At 46.1% G+C, this 15,488-nt stretch carries 12 protein-coding genes and 1 tRNA gene; 8 read left to right on the forward strand and 5 right to left on the reverse strand.

What is annotated here, in order from left to right; genetic code table 11:
• Window positions 1–3 precede the first annotated feature (3 nt).
• From ACRD67_RS10230 to ACRD67_RS10260, 7 genes are all read left to right on the forward strand, one after another.
• Complete coding sequence (locus ACRD67_RS10230) at window positions 4–5,412, forward strand: DUF8696 domain-containing protein (protein ID WP_430967043.1); 5,409 nt, start codon at window positions 4–6, stop codon at window positions 5,410–5,412.
• 3 nt (window positions 5,413–5,415) lie between these two features.
• The gene (locus tag ACRD67_RS10235; protein ID WP_430967044.1) at window positions 5,416–5,820 is read left to right on the forward strand and encodes a hypothetical protein; all 405 of its coding nucleotides are present in this window, start codon (window positions 5,416–5,418) and stop codon (window positions 5,818–5,820) included.
• 189 nt (window positions 5,821–6,009) lie between these two features.
• The gene (locus ACRD67_RS10240; protein WP_430967045.1) at window positions 6,010–6,948 is read left to right on the forward strand and encodes a hypothetical protein; all 939 of its coding nucleotides are present in this window, start codon (window positions 6,010–6,012) and stop codon (window positions 6,946–6,948) included.
• 105 nt (window positions 6,949–7,053) lie between these two features.
• Window positions 7,054–7,281: a hypothetical protein gene (locus ACRD67_RS10245; RefSeq protein ID WP_430967046.1), complete on the forward strand. Its 228-nt coding sequence runs from the start codon at window positions 7,054–7,056 to the stop codon at window positions 7,279–7,281.
• A gap of 1 nt (window position 7,282) precedes the next feature.
• Window positions 7,283–7,504: a hypothetical protein gene (locus ACRD67_RS10250; RefSeq protein WP_430967047.1), complete on the forward strand. Its 222-nt coding sequence runs from the start codon at window positions 7,283–7,285 to the stop codon at window positions 7,502–7,504.
• Window positions 7,505–7,638: 134 nt separating this feature from the next.
• On the forward strand, window positions 7,639–8,094 hold the full coding sequence (locus ACRD67_RS10255) for a hypothetical protein (RefSeq protein ID WP_430967048.1): 456 nt from the start codon (window positions 7,639–7,641) through the stop codon (window positions 8,092–8,094).
• 93 nt (window positions 8,095–8,187) lie between these two features.
• The gene (locus tag ACRD67_RS10260) at window positions 8,188–8,586 is read left to right on the forward strand and encodes a hypothetical protein (RefSeq protein ID WP_430967049.1); all 399 of its coding nucleotides are present in this window, start codon (window positions 8,188–8,190) and stop codon (window positions 8,584–8,586) included.
• Between the two features lie 398 nt (window positions 8,587–8,984).
• Here ACRD67_RS10260 and ACRD67_RS10265 read toward each other — a convergent pair.
• Window positions 8,985–9,060: transfer RNA gene (locus tag ACRD67_RS10265), tRNA-His, on the reverse strand.
• 258 nt (window positions 9,061–9,318) lie between these two features.
• Between ACRD67_RS10265 and ACRD67_RS10270 the strand changes: the two genes are divergently transcribed.
• Window positions 9,319–11,409 (forward strand): tetratricopeptide repeat-containing sensor histidine kinase, encoded by a 2,091-nt coding sequence (locus ACRD67_RS10270; RefSeq protein WP_430967050.1) that lies wholly within the window; start codon window positions 9,319–9,321, stop codon window positions 11,407–11,409.
• On the opposite strand, the gene bshB1 is transcribed toward ACRD67_RS10270, so the two are convergent.
• From bshB1 to ACRD67_RS10290, 4 genes are all read right to left on the reverse strand, one after another.
• Window positions 11,406–12,128, reverse strand: coding sequence for a bacillithiol biosynthesis deacetylase BshB1 (bshB1, locus tag ACRD67_RS10275; RefSeq protein WP_430967051.1), 723 nt, complete (start codon window positions 12,126–12,128; stop codon window positions 11,406–11,408). The genes ACRD67_RS10270 and bshB1 overlap by 4 nt on opposite strands.
• Window positions 12,129–12,154: 26 nt before the next feature.
• Entirely contained in the window at window positions 12,155–13,330 is a 1,176-nt protein-coding gene (locus tag ACRD67_RS10280) for a trans-sulfuration enzyme family protein (protein WP_430967052.1), read from the reverse strand.
• Between the two features lie 73 nt (window positions 13,331–13,403).
• The gene (locus ACRD67_RS10285; protein ID WP_430967053.1) at window positions 13,404–14,813 is read right to left on the reverse strand and encodes an MATE family efflux transporter; all 1,410 of its coding nucleotides are present in this window, start codon (window positions 14,811–14,813) and stop codon (window positions 13,404–13,406) included.
• 251 nt (window positions 14,814–15,064) lie between these two features.
• Window positions 15,065–15,472: a DM13 domain-containing protein gene (locus tag ACRD67_RS10290; RefSeq protein ID WP_430967054.1), complete on the reverse strand. Its 408-nt coding sequence runs from the start codon at window positions 15,470–15,472 to the stop codon at window positions 15,065–15,067.
• Between the last annotated feature and the right edge of the window lie 16 nt (window positions 15,473–15,488).

A 15,488-nucleotide genomic window follows, 5' to 3' on the forward strand; every position in this document is an offset into this window, starting at 1 on the left:
ACCATGTATTACAAAACACAAAAAACAACAGCAAGTCCCATGGCTTTCGGAAAAGCCCTATGGGTACTCTTCCTTCTGCTCTGCTGCTTTCCTGCGCTATACGGCCAGTACACCTTAAATGGTTCCTCTAATGCAAACAAGAACGACACCAAGACCTATACCATTTCGGGACCTGGAATTACAAACACTAGTTGGAGCGTAACCAATGGAGCTACCATTACCACGAGCTCCATCTCCTCGGTAACCGTACGTTTCAACAATACCGGTAATACCGTGATCACAGCCTCTATCCTGGGAGCAGATTGGAACGCCTATAGTGCATCCAAAACAGTTTCGGTGACCTTTGGTGCGCCCAGTGCCCCAGCTAACCCGACCATTTCGAGCAATAACTGCGGCCAAGCTACGCTGCAACGCACGGGCTCCCCCCCAAGCGGTGTCACCTGGTACTGGCAGGGGAAAAGTTCTAGCGGTACCAGCACTAGCAAGGGCTCGGGCTCTACCTTCATAGCCAACGAGGGAAACGGAGGCTATTACATACGTGCCCGGAACAGCTCCGGTGTTTGGAGTGTAAGTTCGGGAGTGGCCAGCGTCTTAATTGCAAATCTGGGCGGGGGAACCATTATTGGAGCAAGTACTATTTGTTACGGTGGCAACCCGGGCAACATTGCCAATTCCAATTCCGGTACGGGCGGTAGCGGAGGGTATACCTACCAATGGCAGTATTCTGCCAACGGCAGCAGTGGGTGGACCAATATCGGTGGGGCCACCTCCTCCTCCTACAATCCACCGGGCGGACTAACCGCTTCGCGTTGGTACCGGAGAAGAATCGCTTCCTGTAGTGGACAGAACGCGTATTCGAACACGGTTAAGATAACGGTTCAGCCAAACTTGGTAGCTGGGAGTATTGGCGGGGTACAATCGGTCTGCTACAATGGTGACCCCAGCACCCTAAGTTCCAGTAGCTCGGCCTCAGGGGGTAACGGCAGCTATGCCTACCAATGGCAGTATTCCGCCAACGGCAGCAGCGGATGGACCAACATCAGTGGGGCCACCTCTACCACCTACAACCCGCCCAGCGGCCTTACCGCTTCACGCTGGTACCGCAGAAGGGCCATCTCCTGCTCCCAGACCAAATATACGGGTTCGGTAAAGGTAACGGTATACACCACGCCCTCACCGGGCGGTATCGGTGGTACACAGACCATCTGTTACAATGGAGATCCTGGTACGCTGACCTCAAGCAGCTCGGCCTCCGGGGGCAACGGGAGCTATGCCTATCAATGGCAGTATTCCGCCAATGGCAGCAGTGGGTGGACCAACATTAGCGGGGCCACCACCACCACCTATAATCCACCCAGCGGCCTTACCGCTTCGCGCTGGTACCGCCGAAGGACCATTTCCTGTGGCCAAACAGTATATACGGGCAATATAAAGGTCACTGTGAACCCCACCCTTGTGGTGGGAGGTATCAATGGGGCACATAGTATTTGTTCAGGGGGAGATCCCAATACACTGGGCAGCAGCACCTTGCCCACAGGGGGCAATGGCAGCTATACCTATCAATGGCAATACTCCGCTAACGGGAGCAGTGGGTGGACCAATATCAGCGGGGCCTCTGCCACCACCTACAACCCGCCAAGTGGACTTACGGCCTCCCGTTGGTACCGACGTGCCGACAGTTCCTGCGGCCAAACGTTCTATACCGGTAGTGTAAAGGTCACCGTGACTTCCCCGTCTACCTGGTATGAAGACAGTGATGGGGACGGTTTTGGGGACCCGGCAGTAAGTACCACCAGCTGTACCCAACCCGCTAATTATGTGGCCAACAGCGATGACGAATGCCCTAACGTATACAGCACCAATCCCAATGGCTGTGAATATATAGCCCCTAGCATGAGCGATGGCAACTATGTCAGTACCCGTTCCTACCAGGTAGCCACAACAGATCCAGGTGCCACAGGCGCGCTAAAAAGGAACAGTGATGTCCTCGAGGTTGCCATGTATTACGACGGCCTCGGTAGACCTGTTCAGCAGGGAGGGATCAAGGCCTCCTCGGACAAGAAGGACATTATAGCCCATATGGGTTATGACGAGTACGGGCGGCAAGAGAAGGAATGGCTGCCCTATTACGAGCCTACCGGATCGGTGGGGAGCTACCGCAGTGGGGATATGGAAACGGCCACTAAACAATACTACAAGGACAACTATGCGGCTGATTATCCCGGCGTTACCAATGTAGCGGACATCAACGCCTATTCCGAAAAAGCTTTTGAGGCCTCGCCCCTCAACCGGGTACTGAAACAGGCCGCTCCAGGCAAGGACTGGAAAATGGGCGGCGGGCACGAGATCGAATTTGCCTACCAGACCAACGCGGCCAACGAGGTGCGCCACTTTACGGTGACTTTCAGCGGTGGCGATCCGGAAGTGCCCCAACTGTCCAACAACGGCCATTATGCCGCCAAAACCCTCTATAAGAACGTTACCTATGACGAGAACCACAGCTCGGGCACAGACCATAGCATGGAGGAGTATACGGATAAACTGGGCCGGGTAGTGCTTAAACGCACCTATAAGAGCGGGGCCCATGACACCTATTACGTCTATGACGACTTTGGCAACCTCACCTATGTGCTTCCGCCCAAGGTGACCGTGGACAATGTGAGCAGTACAGAACTCAGCGAACTCTGTTACCAGTACAAGTACGACCATAGGAACCGCTTGGTGGAGAAAAAGAACCCGGGCAAGGGCTGGGAATATATCATCTACAACCCACTGGATCAACCCGTCATGACACAGGATGCGAATCAACGGACCAATGACCAATGGCTCTTTACCAAATACGACGCCTTTGGGCGGGTGGCCTTCACTGGCTTAATAGTGAACGGCAATGGGAGGTCCGGTATGCAGAACTTGGCAAATAACACCTCTCTTTATGATTTGTACGAGACCAGACAAAGTAGCTCCTCCACCATTGCGGGGACCCAGATATATTATTCCAATAATACGATTCCAGGCACGATAACGGAAATCCATACCGTAACCTATTACGATAGTTATGTAGATTCGGATGGGCTGAACGTCCCGGCTACTGTACTGGGGCAGCCCAAGGCCAGTAACACCCAGGGATTGCCCACGGTAAGCAAGGTGCGGGTATTGGGTACGACCAACTGGATCACCACGATTACCGGTTATGACGCTAAGGCCAGACCGATCTATGTGGCCAATAAGAACAATTATCTCAATACGGTAGATGCCGTGCTGACGCTATTGGATTTCCCTGGCAAGGTATTGCAGACCAAGGCAGACCATACCAAGGCCGGGCAGAGCACCATAACCACCATTGATGATTTTACCTATGACCATGCCGCCCGCTTGATCAAACAGACCCAGACCATTGGTTCCCATACCGAGGTGCTGGTACAGAACAAATACGATGAGCTAGGCCAACTGGTCCGCAAAAAAGTAGGGAATACGGAAAGTACGCCCTTGCAGACGGTAGACTATAGCTATAACGTACGGGGCTGGCTAAAGCAGATCAACGATCCGGCCAATTTGGGGAGCGATCTTTTTGCCTTTGATATCAATTACAACACGGCCGATCATGGCGGCACGGCGCTCTATAATGGCAATGTTTCGGAAACGGAATGGAAGACCGCCAATGACAATGTCTTGCGCTGGTATCGGTACGGCTATGATGTGCTCAATAGGATCACCGATGCCACGGCCAACAGTAGCAACTACAATGTAAGCGGCATAAGCTATGACAAGATGGGCAATATCCTGACCTTGGAACGGCAGGGGCATACCAACAGCGGGGCCACCACCTTTGGCACCATGGACGATCTGACCTATACCTATGACAGCGGTAATAAATTGATGAAGGTGGCCGATGCCGCCGCTATAGATGCCTTTGGCTTCAAAGACGATGCGGTGAACACCGCTGCCGACACCGTGGACGACTACACTTATGATGCCAACGGTAATATGCTTACCGATACCAATAAGGGTATTACAAGTATTGCGTACAACCATCTAAATTTACCTACACAGGTGACCCTGGCTTCGGGAAATATTCAATATATTTACGACGCCACGGGCGTAAAACAAAAGAAGATCGTGAACGAGACCGGGCAAAGTTCTGTGACAACCGAATATGCAGGCAACCATGTATATGAGAACAGCACCTTGCAATTCTTTAATCACCCCGAAGGTTATGTAGAGCCTGACGGCAGCACTTGGGACTACGTGTACCAATATATGGACCATTTGGGCAATATTCGCCTTAGCTATTCCGATGATAACGGTAATGGCAGCATAGCTACTTCCGAAATACGAGAGGAGAACAACTACTATCCCTTTGGGCTAAAGCACGAGGGGTACAATGCGGTTCAGAATGGGCGCAATCATAAATACGGCTTTACCGGTAAGGAAGAGCAAGCTGAACTGGGACTTGGTTGGGTAGATATTACCGCTAGGAACTACGACCCTACCTTGGGTAGGTGGATGAATTTGGATCCTTTGGCGGAAGTAATTAGGAGGTATAGTCCTTATACCTATTCCTACAACAACCCCATCTATTTTAAGGATCCTGATGGCAGGCTAGCCTCCAGTGCTGCCTACAATTCTGGGGGAGCGTTGATTACGAAGTATAATGGTGGCGGATTTCTTAATGGAAGAGGGGATTCCTATTCCGGCACTATAACCCCTAATAGTTTGAAGGCGGGGAAGGTATATGCGCAATACTTTGAACAAGGAGCTGCAAGAATAGAGTCGGGAGAAACAAACTGTTGTGGTGGAGATGGAGGTAGTTTCATTGCATGGCTTATCAATTCTATAAACGGATTGGGGCAAAATATCGGGTCCGATTCACGGGCTACCGAAGAAAACGCAAAGAATTTGAAACGCATCCTAGGTGGATTTAAACAATCAGCAAAAAACATAAACGAGGTCCAAGAAAGTTTTGATATTCCCGGTGCCTCATCGCCGTCCAGGTTAGCAGCTGCGCACTCAAATGGAGAAGTTTCTGTTGATGAGTTTTATTCCACGTTGAACGATTTTTTGGATACAAACAATACGGTAGGATCAGACGCGTTGTTTTCCGCGTTATTTTTTATTCCGGGAGGCGGTGAAGGCAAATCAGCATTAGGAATTTTGAAGCCTTTAGGCTTGGGGTCTACTGGGAGAACCGTTGCCAGAAATATGTCAGAAAAATGGGCAATGAAGTTTGTTCAAGACAACCCTTATTTGGGAGCTGTAATAAAGGAAGGAATGGGTGATTCTCGTTGGCTTGGATGGAGCAAGATGCAATTTGTACATCGCCCTTTGGGAGGGGGAAGAACAGTTACCGTTCATTATGTTGCTAAAATTGAAAATAACATAATAAAAGCAGTTGATGATTTTAAATTTAAGTAAATTATGATAGTTAAGTGCATTCACAATACCGGAGTAGCTTTATTGGATTACGAAAGAATTCCTACAGGTTTAACCCAGTATACAACCTATGGACAGCTCGAAATCGGAGAAGAATACCTAGTGATGGGAATCATATTGCGACAGGGGTATTTGACTTATCTGATTGATGGTGCCGGAGTAATTTCCGCTTGCCCAAATCAGTTATTTGAAGTACTGGATAGCAAGATACCTTCAAGTTGGTTCTTCAAATCATTTACCAAAGAGTATTTCAATTACATTAATCAGGAAGCAGTTTGGGGATATTCGGAATTAGTTTTTGACGATAATCATTATGAAAATCTCATTGAAATGAATAAAGAAGCTCATAATATTTATTTTGACAGAAAGAGAGAGTTGGAAAAAGGATAGTTTCCTGCTGCTTAATATCAGGATCCGATGATGCGGATCTGCTAGGGGCAAACAGGTTTGTAATCCGTGTATGTTGTAAATAGAAGAAAGCCACGATTTTCTAGGTTAGTTTGCGGCAGCAAGGGATTATAGGTTTGTATTACCAATTTTGAAATCACATGTTCACATTCGTTGTATGATTGATTTAGCATGAAAAACTTAGATGTCCTATTTACCCTAACTGTTTGTTTATGTTGGTCAATTGTTAAAGGGCAACAGGGCGTACTTGTGGATACCTTAAGATATCAGGCAGAGCAGCATGTTCTAGCCACAGTAAACAGTAATTATGATACCATTCTGGAGTATTTGCACCCCAATGCAATTGATTACATGGGTAATGAGGAAAAGGTGATTGAATCTATCAGAAAACTGCATGATGACCTCGCAGTTAACGGTTGGTATCTTAAAAGTATAGAAATACAGGACTCGATAATAGTTGAGAAACAGGATGTTGGATATCATGCTCTCGTACCAAAAATTCTTACTATTTCGAACGGGAGAAAAGAGATTTTCCAAAAGGGCTATTTACTAGGATTTTCAGGTGATAAGGGCAGAAAGTGGTACTTTGTAGATACCTCGCAGTACAGAACGCAAATATTCAGGGATATGTTTCCTGATTTTAAAACAACAATAAAAATTCCCGAAAAGATAATGCCCTCTGTCAGGGAACTGGAACAGGGTAACGAAGAAAGACAGTTTATTAACAATAAGGAAACCTTGGAGTTGGAGATGAAGGACTTTATTATTGGCGAATGGGAAGGGAGCAATCCCAATAATCTAAATTACATACGGTTTGACGAGAATGGATATATAATCTTTACCCTAAATGGTCAAGAAATTGGAGGAAAAGAATTTGAGAAGGATGGAGAAATGGCTAATACAGAATATGAGATAAATTCAAAAACCAATCCCATGGAAATTGATATCATTATTACTGACCTAAATACACATGAGGTTGCACGTTTGTTAGGAATTATTGAAGTCATAGATGAAAACAATATATATTTTTCGCTTGGATCTGAGGGTTTACGGCCTAAGGAATTTCTTGAAAGAAACTCATCCCACCTAATGAGAAAACAAAAGAGATAAGAAAACTACAATTTCCCCCAGCTGCCGCTAGCACTGGATGGCACGGAAAACATTTCCGCGCCAGCGGGGGTAATTATTTTCTCAAGTAAGTTTGGGGATGAGGTTGTGGAAGCGATTTCAAACTTTAAAGTGGTTGGTGACAAATTATACCTTAATAAATTGCACCTTGAAGGATCTTCTGCAGGGAAGATAGGAAGAGCTAATTTATGGGAAATGGCGAAGGGTTTAGGTAAACAGTTTAATGTCAATGAAGTGATTATTCAAGGGGGCATGAGAACAACAGGAAAATATAAGGGAACAATACCTTCTCCTGTAACTATAAAAGTGAATTAATATGAAAGTAAAATTGACAGGTTGGAAAGAAGGAATGCAAAAAGTGTCCTTAACCAAATTACAAATAACATATTTTCAAATGTCATTAAAAGAAGCAAAGACAAATGTAGATAAGTTGCTAGACGGGGAAGATATCTGTCTACAGGTAGAGTCTAAAGAAAAAGCTCAAAGTTTTCTTAAGGAAGTAGAGCAGATTGGGGTCATTTATGAAATTCAAGATTAGATAGTAATAAAATAAAAACGGGGTATAGCAGCTTGGCTTTTGCTTTATGCTTTGCAATTTAGTTTGCTTTAGAAAAGCTCCTATGAGATGAAAGATGTATTGTTTACCCTCAACTACCACCACCCTTTGGTGCGGTGGTTCCAGTAAGAGCAAACACAAATGGGAGGAAAGCCTTAGTTTCCAATGGGGTTGTGGTTTTTCTTTTGAATAAAGGATACTTTATATTTGATGCCACCACGCCAGGGCGTGGTGGCATTGAGAGGGAAACAATGAAAAAAAAGCTGATTTTAATTTTTTGGATAATTGTAATTTCTTCTTGCAATTGGTACAATAAACAAGGTTGCAATGAGGAATTCAGGGAAAACCTTGAATATCTTGAGAAATATTTTCTAGATAACAGGGGCTCGTATTCAACATCAGAAATAGAAAAGAGGATAGAATATTTGGAGTCCCAATCTGGGATTAAGAGTGCTGATAAAGGGAATATTCTCGGAAAATTTATAGTCACTGAAAAAGATATTGATAGATGGGAAGGTTGGCTGAATGAACAATGTAGAAAAAAGCAGTTAGAAAAGCAGCGTGAGTTGTAAAGTTGAGAGTTTCCTCGTTACCGCCTCGCTTAGGTGTGGCGGCAGCAAGGGAGGAACAAAGGTATCGATTTTTTTGCGCAAAAACAATTAAACATGCTTAGCAAGAAGAGATTAGTATTATTAACCGTTAGCGTTGCCTTATCAAATGTGGTTAGTTCACAAGATTGCTTGAAATACAAAGTAGTCGATATTGATAGTACAAAATCAACGTATTTAATCAAGGTAAAACATAAGTACTATAAAGGTTTGATTGAATCTCCAAGAAAGAATCTTTCGTCTACTAAAAGTGACAAAAGAATTGTTGTGGGAAAAACCTATAAGTTGAATTTAGACAAATCAAATTTAACCTCCAGAGAATTAGGTACTAATAATAACATCTATATTGACGATAAAAAAGTTTGGTCTACAGATTCAGATTTTGATCTTTTCGTAACCAAGGGTTTGAATGGTTTGCACATTGCAGTTCCCAACGGTTGTACGTGTAAAAAGTAATTTTAGCATCCGTCCTCTACTTATCCTCTTCAGGCGTTTTCCGTACCGTCAAAAAAACCACATACCCCAAAACACACAGGAAAAAAAACAAACCGGCTGCCAAGATCCACAGCCTTTTTGCAATAAGTTCCGTACTAAATTCGATTCCCTCTAACATCACTACCCTCCTTTCCTTTTAAATTGAACCTAAGTGATGTGACAACTAAACATTTTAACAGCAGAAAGTCCAATCTAAAGTAATAAGTGGGCGTATACGGTAACAAGTGGTAATATGTGCTTTGGCGTTTTTTGTCCCCGCCTACACCAAGCTCCAGTGGGCAGGCCGGGTTGCCCTGCCACTAGATCCACAATAAAAAAGGTCCCATCGGGAACGACAGGACCTTAAATCAGCTTTCTTAGGGTGGAAGACCGGGTTCGAACCGGCGACCTCTGGAACCACAATCCAGCGCTCTAACCGACTGAGCTACAACCACCATGTTAAGCGGACGCAAAGGTAAATTTTTTTACATGATCTTTCAAAATAAAATGAGCCTTATTTTATGAGATCATAGCAATCGGATGAGGCCTTTCCAAAAGATTGTAACGACCCTTCCATACCACGATTTGTAGGAAAACATCGATGAAATGCTCGATTTATGCGATAAAACACACAAAAAACGGCATTTCACAACATAAATTAGAGCATGGGCCGCTTACAACCTATTTTTATCTTTTGAAATTCAGTTTGTATCCATGTCCCAAATAATGCCCTATGTACTGGCCCTTCCACGCTATTTAAAAAGGCACCTTCTCCTCGTGTTGCTCCTTTGCGCTGGACTCCATATGGGGCATACCCAACAGAATGTCCGGGACAGTTTAATGCAGGAATTGCATACCCTTACCACCAAAAGCGATTTCCACCCCAGGGATACGGTCTATATAGACCTGTTGAACAAGCTGGGCAGCCAACTGCGTTTCTACAAAACGGACAGCCTGTATTTATTGGCCAAAAAAGCGTTGAAACACAGTAGGTCTGCAGGTTACCAACTTGGAGAGAGCAGGGCCCTGTTGAATATGGGCAGTTATTTTTCGGACAAAGGGGACAACAACCAGGCCATTACCAATTACAAGGAAGCTTTGGTCATTGCCCAGGAAATAAATCACCCTACACTGATTCTCCGCATACGGAACAACCTGGCCGGGGAATATTCCTATAAGGGCGATTATGCCGAAGCGCTCAACGGCTATTTAGAAGGCATAGATCTGGCTGCAAAACACGAAGATAAGCTCATGCTCTCCATAATGAATGAGAACATAGCCAACCTGTACGCCTCCCAAAAAGACTACGACCAGGCATTGGATTTTTACAGCAAGGTAAAAAAACTGAACGCCGAACTGGGCAATAAGATCAGCATGGCCGAATCCATGAGCAACGTCGCCTCCATTTATGCCGATATGGGGAAACTGGACTATGCCATGTTCAACGTTAACCAAAGCATCGGTATTTTTGAAAAACATAGGATTATGGACTGGTTGGCCTATGCCTATGAGATCAAAGGCAAGACCTATCTAAAAGAGGGCAAGTATAAGTGGGCGCTCTACTGGTACAACCAAGGGGAGCTGTTGCACAAGAAACTCCAGGACGATCGGGGAAAAATAGACCTGCTCAACGGTATGGCCGAAGCCTATCTGGGCCTCAAAAAAGATACGGTCTCCCAACGCCATGCGCTGGAGGCCTTCACCATTTCCCAAAGGATACAATCTATGGAGGGCACCCAAAAGTGCGCCAAAACGCTGTACCGGATCCATAAGAACAAGAGCGACTATGCCACAGCGCTGTCCTATCATGAGTTATATCAAAAACTATCGGACACCCTATCGCGGAACGAAAACCAAAAAAGCCTTACCATGCTCAAGACCAAGCTGAAGCATGACAAGCAGCAGGAGGCCCTGATCTTGGAAAACGAGAAGGCCCTGGCCAAACAAAAAAATTACGTCTACGCCGCCGTGGTCATCCTGATTATCTTTCTGATCATTACCATCCTGGTGAGGCGGGGCGAAAAAATACAGAAAAAACTCAACGTGGAGCTACAGGCCCAAACCGATACGCTCGAAAAACGGGAGGAAGAGCTAAAGGAGATCAACGAGACCAAAACGCTTTTGTTTTCCATCATCGGGCACGACCTTAGGGGCCCCATCGGGGCATTGCAGGGGCTCTTACAATTGTTTAGGGACGGAGAGGTGAAGAAAGAGGAATTTCTTCAATTTATTCCGAAACTGCGCACCGATGTGGACCATATTTCCTTTACCCTGAACAATCTATTATCCTGGGGGCAAACACAAATGAATGGTGCCATCACCAAACCTTCGGTCGTGGCCCTTGAGGCCATCGTCCTCGATAATATCAACCTACTTTCCGAAATTGCGGAGAACAAATCGATAAAACTGATCAGTAAGCTCTCGGAAAATACCCTGACCTGGTCCGATGTCAACCAAATCGATATTGTTATCCGGAACCTCATCAGCAACGCATTGAAATTTACCCCGGAAAACGGTATGGTGACCATAGAGGCCCTGGAGAAAAACGACCTTTGGCAGGTTTCCATCCGCGATACCGGCGTGGGCATGGACAAAATCACCCAGGAAAAGCTGTTCAAAAAAAACACCAACCACACCACCTATGGTACCAATGACGAAAAAGGAACGGGACTGGGCCTATCGCTCTGTAAGGACATGGTAGAAAATAACAACGGGCGCATCTGGGTGGAAAGCACCTTAAGAAAGGGCTCCTGTTTTTACTTCACCTTACCCAAAGCAGAAAAAAAATACCAGAAGACCGCTTAGATCAAATTCTCCAATTTATCTACCGCAACAAAGCGTTCCGCGGTAAAGCCCTCCGCATGCTGTACCCCTATCAAACGTCCCATATCCCGGGCACGGTACACCACACTATCCACAAAATTCTTACTACTGATCGGTGTATCGAGTTCCTTACTTTTGGGGTCGTAAAATTGTGAGCTATAGGCCATGATGGCCTCGGTCTTTTTTTCGATAAATCCGGACACATCCACTACAAAATCAGGTTCCAGGTTTTTCCATTGGATGTAATGGTACACTTGTTTGGGCCGCCAGGCCTCCTGCCACTGATCGTCGCCCTCCATACGGGTATCTACTTTGACCAGCCCGCTTAGAAAACAGGCGTCGCTCACCAGTTGGCTCCCTTTCGCATGATCAATATGACGATCTTCCACGGCATTGCACAGCACAATATCCGGCCTGTATTTGCGGATGATCCGGATAAGCGCCAGTTGGTGTTCCCGGTCATTTACAAAGAAGCCGTCTGCGAATTCCATGTTTTCGCGCACGGCAAGACCGAGGACCTTCGCCGCCTCGATCGCTTCCCTATCACGGATCTCAGCAGATCCGCGGGTGCCCAATTCGCCACGGGTAAGGTCTACAATGCCTACCTTTTTCCCCTGGGCCACTTCCTTGGCTATGGTGGCACCGGCACCCAATTCCGCATCATCGGGATGTGCGCCGAAAACTAATATATCTAACTTCATGAAGTTGGTTCGATTTGTTTAAAAAATTAATGGGTCGTAACAACCGCCTTGGGCCTTACTTTATTTAACGCCTGTTCTATGTCTGCAATGAGATCTTCTGGCTCCTCTATACCTACGGAAAAACGGATAAGTCCGTCCGTTATGCCCTGTAGGTCCCGCTCCTCTTGAGACAGGAGTGCATGCGATGTCTGAACTGGTGAAAGTACGGTACTCTCCACGCCGGCCAAACTCATGGAGGACTTGATCAATTGTAGGGCCTTTTGAAATTTGGAGGCGTCAAAGCCAGCCTTCAGTTCAAAGGAAAGCATGCCGCCAAAGCCCTTCATCTGTGCCTTGGCCAATTCGTGATCCGGATGGGTCACCAAGCCGGGAAAGTATACCTTATCAATATCTTTATGCTTATTTAGGTAGTCTGCCATGTGCATGGCATTCTCGTTTTGTGCCCTAACCCGGATGCCCATGGTCTTTATACTGCGTTCCAATAACCAGACGGTATAATCGCTTAAACTGCCCCCCAGGTTTTTGGCCAAACTAAAGATGCGTTTCATATTTTCCTCCGTGGATGCCACGGCCCCGGCCAGGATATCGGAATGACCGCCCATATACTTGGTTGCGCTGTGAATGACGATATCAATACCAAAATCGATGGGGTTTTGGTTCACCGGACTGGCAAAGGTATTGTCTATCATGGAAACTAGGCCATGTTTCTTTGCCAATTGGGCCACACCCTTCAAATCGGTAATGGTCAACAAGGGATTGGAAGGTGTCTCAATATAAATGACCTTGGTATTCTCCCGGATTTTGGCCTCAAAATCGGCCACTGTGAGACCATCGGTAAAGGAATAGGAAATTCCAAATTTTTTAAACTCCTCCTGCACCAGATTATAGGTGCCTCCATAGAGGGTACGCTGTAGCACAATATGATCACCCACTCTCAAAAAAGCCAACAAGGCAGTGCTAATGGCCGCCATGCCACTACCAAAGATCAGGGCCGCCTCTGCATGTTCCAGGGCCGCTATTTTTTTTGATAGTCCCTGTTGGTTGGGCGTGTTAAAATATCTGGGATAGCGTTTAACATCCACATCCTCAAAGGCATAGGAGGTACTCATGTATAGCGGGGAGGTGGCTCCCTTATAGGTGTCATCCACCAATTCCCCAACATGGGTGCAAATGGTGTTAAGGCCTTTATTTTTTGAATCCATAGGTTTGATGCTAGTTAAAAACTACCGCCACAAAATTGTGACGGTAGTCAAGCTTTAAAGTTACAAAAATTGCTTAAACCTGTACCTTTTTCCAAGCCCCCTTTCTAAACCAGACAATGGCTATGACGGCCAGGAGGACCTCGGCCAGGGTTATGGCCAAAAACACGCCCATGGCCCCTAGATTAAAGGTGATGGAAGCCAAATAGGCAAAAGGCAGTTGAAAGAGCCAAAAGGCGATAAAATTAATCTTGGTTGGGGTCTTCGTATCCCCTGCCCCGTTAAAGGCCTGGGTTACCACCATACCATAGGCATAGAAAATATAACCCGCGGCGATGATCTGCAGACATAGTGCCCCATTGGCCACAACTGCTGGGGTGGCATTAAAGAAGGTAATGATCTGCTTAGCAAACAAGAGGTACACCACGGACACCACCAACATGAAATAAGCGTTGTAGCGACCGGTTTTCCATACTGAGGTCTCGGCCCTATCGGGCTGTTGAGCGCCCAAGTTTTGCCCCACCAAAGTGGCCGCAGCATTACTCATACCCCAGGAAGGCATCAGGGTAAAGAGCATCACCCGTATCGCAATGGTATAACCCGCCAATACCTCACTTCCAAATTCGGACATCATGCGCATGAGGAACACCCAACTGGACGTACCGATCAGAAACTGTGCAATTCCCCCAAGCGACACCTTTACAAGGTTCATCATGACCTGTAACCGCACTACCACGTCCTTAACGCCTACCTTGATACGGCTCCATCCAAAGAACAAAATGGCCAGCTGGAACAGCACAGCGGTCCCCCGTCCGATATTGGTGGCAATAGCGGCTCCCATGACCCCAAATTCGGGCACCGGTCCCCATCCAAAGATAAAGATGGGGTCCAAAATGATATTGAGTCCGTTGGAGAGCACTAAAGTCCACATCGCGGTGGAAGCATCCCCCGCCCCTCTGAAAATAGCATTGATAAGGAACAATAATAGAATGGTGACATTGCCCCCGATCAACAATTGTGTATAGCCGTAGCCCTCCGCGATCAAATCGGGTTCGGCGCCCATCAACGCCAAGATTTCCTTAGCAAACAAGAAGCCGATCACCCCTACGATGAGGGATACTAGGATTCCCAATAAAATAGCCTGCACGGCCGATTCCCTGGCACCTTTGAGGTCCTTTTCCCCGATTCGCCTGGCAACTACTGCCGTTGCGGCCATACTGAGTCCAATGGCAACGGCATAGACCAAGGTGATTACGGATTCCGTCAACCCGATCGTGGCCACGGCATTTACGCTTACCTGTGAGACATAGGCGATATCGACCAGGGCAAAAATGGATTCCATCAACATTTCCAAGATCATGGGAATGGACAACATAAAGATGGCCTTGCGGATACTGCCTGTAGTAAACTCGGTCTCCTTGCCGGTGATGGCAATATAAAAGTATTGGATTAGTTTTTTAAACGTGATTTTATTCTGATGTGTCATTGTAAAGAATTTATGTAAAATGAAGAAAATATAGCGTCATCCGGTCGACCCTTGGGTCGACTAAACGGTGGGCCTCAGCCCTATGACATCTATAAAAAACATAAATTCTATAACTTCATGATGGTGCAAAGATGCACTTTTTTTTAAATATTTCAAATAATTTATTAAAAACCGCCCCTAACCCATTTGCCCGACCTCACAGTATATAGCGTATGTATACCACAAGGCCGGGACCAGAGAAATGGGTAAAATTATAAACTGCTACCGCCCCATAAAATACCGTACTGCTCGCAATGGATCAGTAGGGAACTATACTCCTTTAGGACAATATTCGAAGGAATCTTATAGGACTGTCCGCCCTTGGCGCTCTTTAATTTGGAGATGAGGACAGCGCCATAGGGCGCATTTTTTCCGGTAATGGTGGCCAGTTGTTTTTTGGACAAAAAAAGCTTTAGGTCCGGAGCGCTCTTGGTCTTAAAATCGTCACTTAGCACAATATACGTGCCGCCGTCCCTTTCCACAATTTCAAAAGTGCCCGAAATGGATTTATTCTGTTTTTCAAAACCACCTTTTTTTATGGTCTGCGAAAAGCCCGTGTATGAAACCAATAGAAGAAAAAGGGACACTATGAAATGGGATGGATGCGCTACTTTTTTCATTGCTCAAGATATTGAC

The organism is Eudoraea algarum, from assembly GCF_050589645.1.
GTDB lineage: Bacteria > Bacteroidota > Bacteroidia > Flavobacteriales > Flavobacteriaceae > JBNGOQ01.

What these genes read in the sequence shown, in the direction of transcription:
- bshB1 (WP_430967051.1), bottom strand. Translation starts at nt 12,128, where the DNA reads ATGAAGTTAGATATATTAGTTTTCGGCGCACATCCCGATGATGCGGAA.
- ACRD67_RS10250 (WP_430967047.1), top strand. Translation starts at nt 7,283, where the DNA reads ATGAAAGTAAAATTGACAGGTTGGAAAGAAGGAATGCAAAAAGTGTCC.
- ACRD67_RS10290 (WP_430967054.1), bottom strand. Translation starts at nt 15,472, where the DNA reads ATGAAAAAAGTAGCGCATCCATCCCATTTCATAGTGTCCCTTTTTCTT.
- ACRD67_RS10285 (WP_430967053.1), bottom strand. Translation starts at nt 14,813, where the DNA reads ATGACACATCAGAATAAAATCACGTTTAAAAAACTAATCCAATACTTT.
- ACRD67_RS10230 (WP_430967043.1), top strand. Translation starts at nt 4, where the DNA reads ATGTATTACAAAACACAAAAAACAACAGCAAGTCCCATGGCTTTCGGA.
- ACRD67_RS10280 (WP_430967052.1), bottom strand. Translation starts at nt 13,330, where the DNA reads ATGGATTCAAAAAATAAAGGCCTTAACACCATTTGCACCCATGTTGGG.
- ACRD67_RS10260 (WP_430967049.1), top strand. Translation starts at nt 8,188, where the DNA reads ATGCTTAGCAAGAAGAGATTAGTATTATTAACCGTTAGCGTTGCCTTA.
- ACRD67_RS10235 (WP_430967044.1), top strand. Translation starts at nt 5,416, where the DNA reads ATGATAGTTAAGTGCATTCACAATACCGGAGTAGCTTTATTGGATTAC.
- ACRD67_RS10270 (WP_430967050.1), top strand. Translation starts at nt 9,319, where the DNA reads ATGTCCCAAATAATGCCCTATGTACTGGCCCTTCCACGCTATTTAAAA.
- ACRD67_RS10240 (WP_430967045.1), top strand. Translation starts at nt 6,010, where the DNA reads ATGAAAAACTTAGATGTCCTATTTACCCTAACTGTTTGTTTATGTTGG.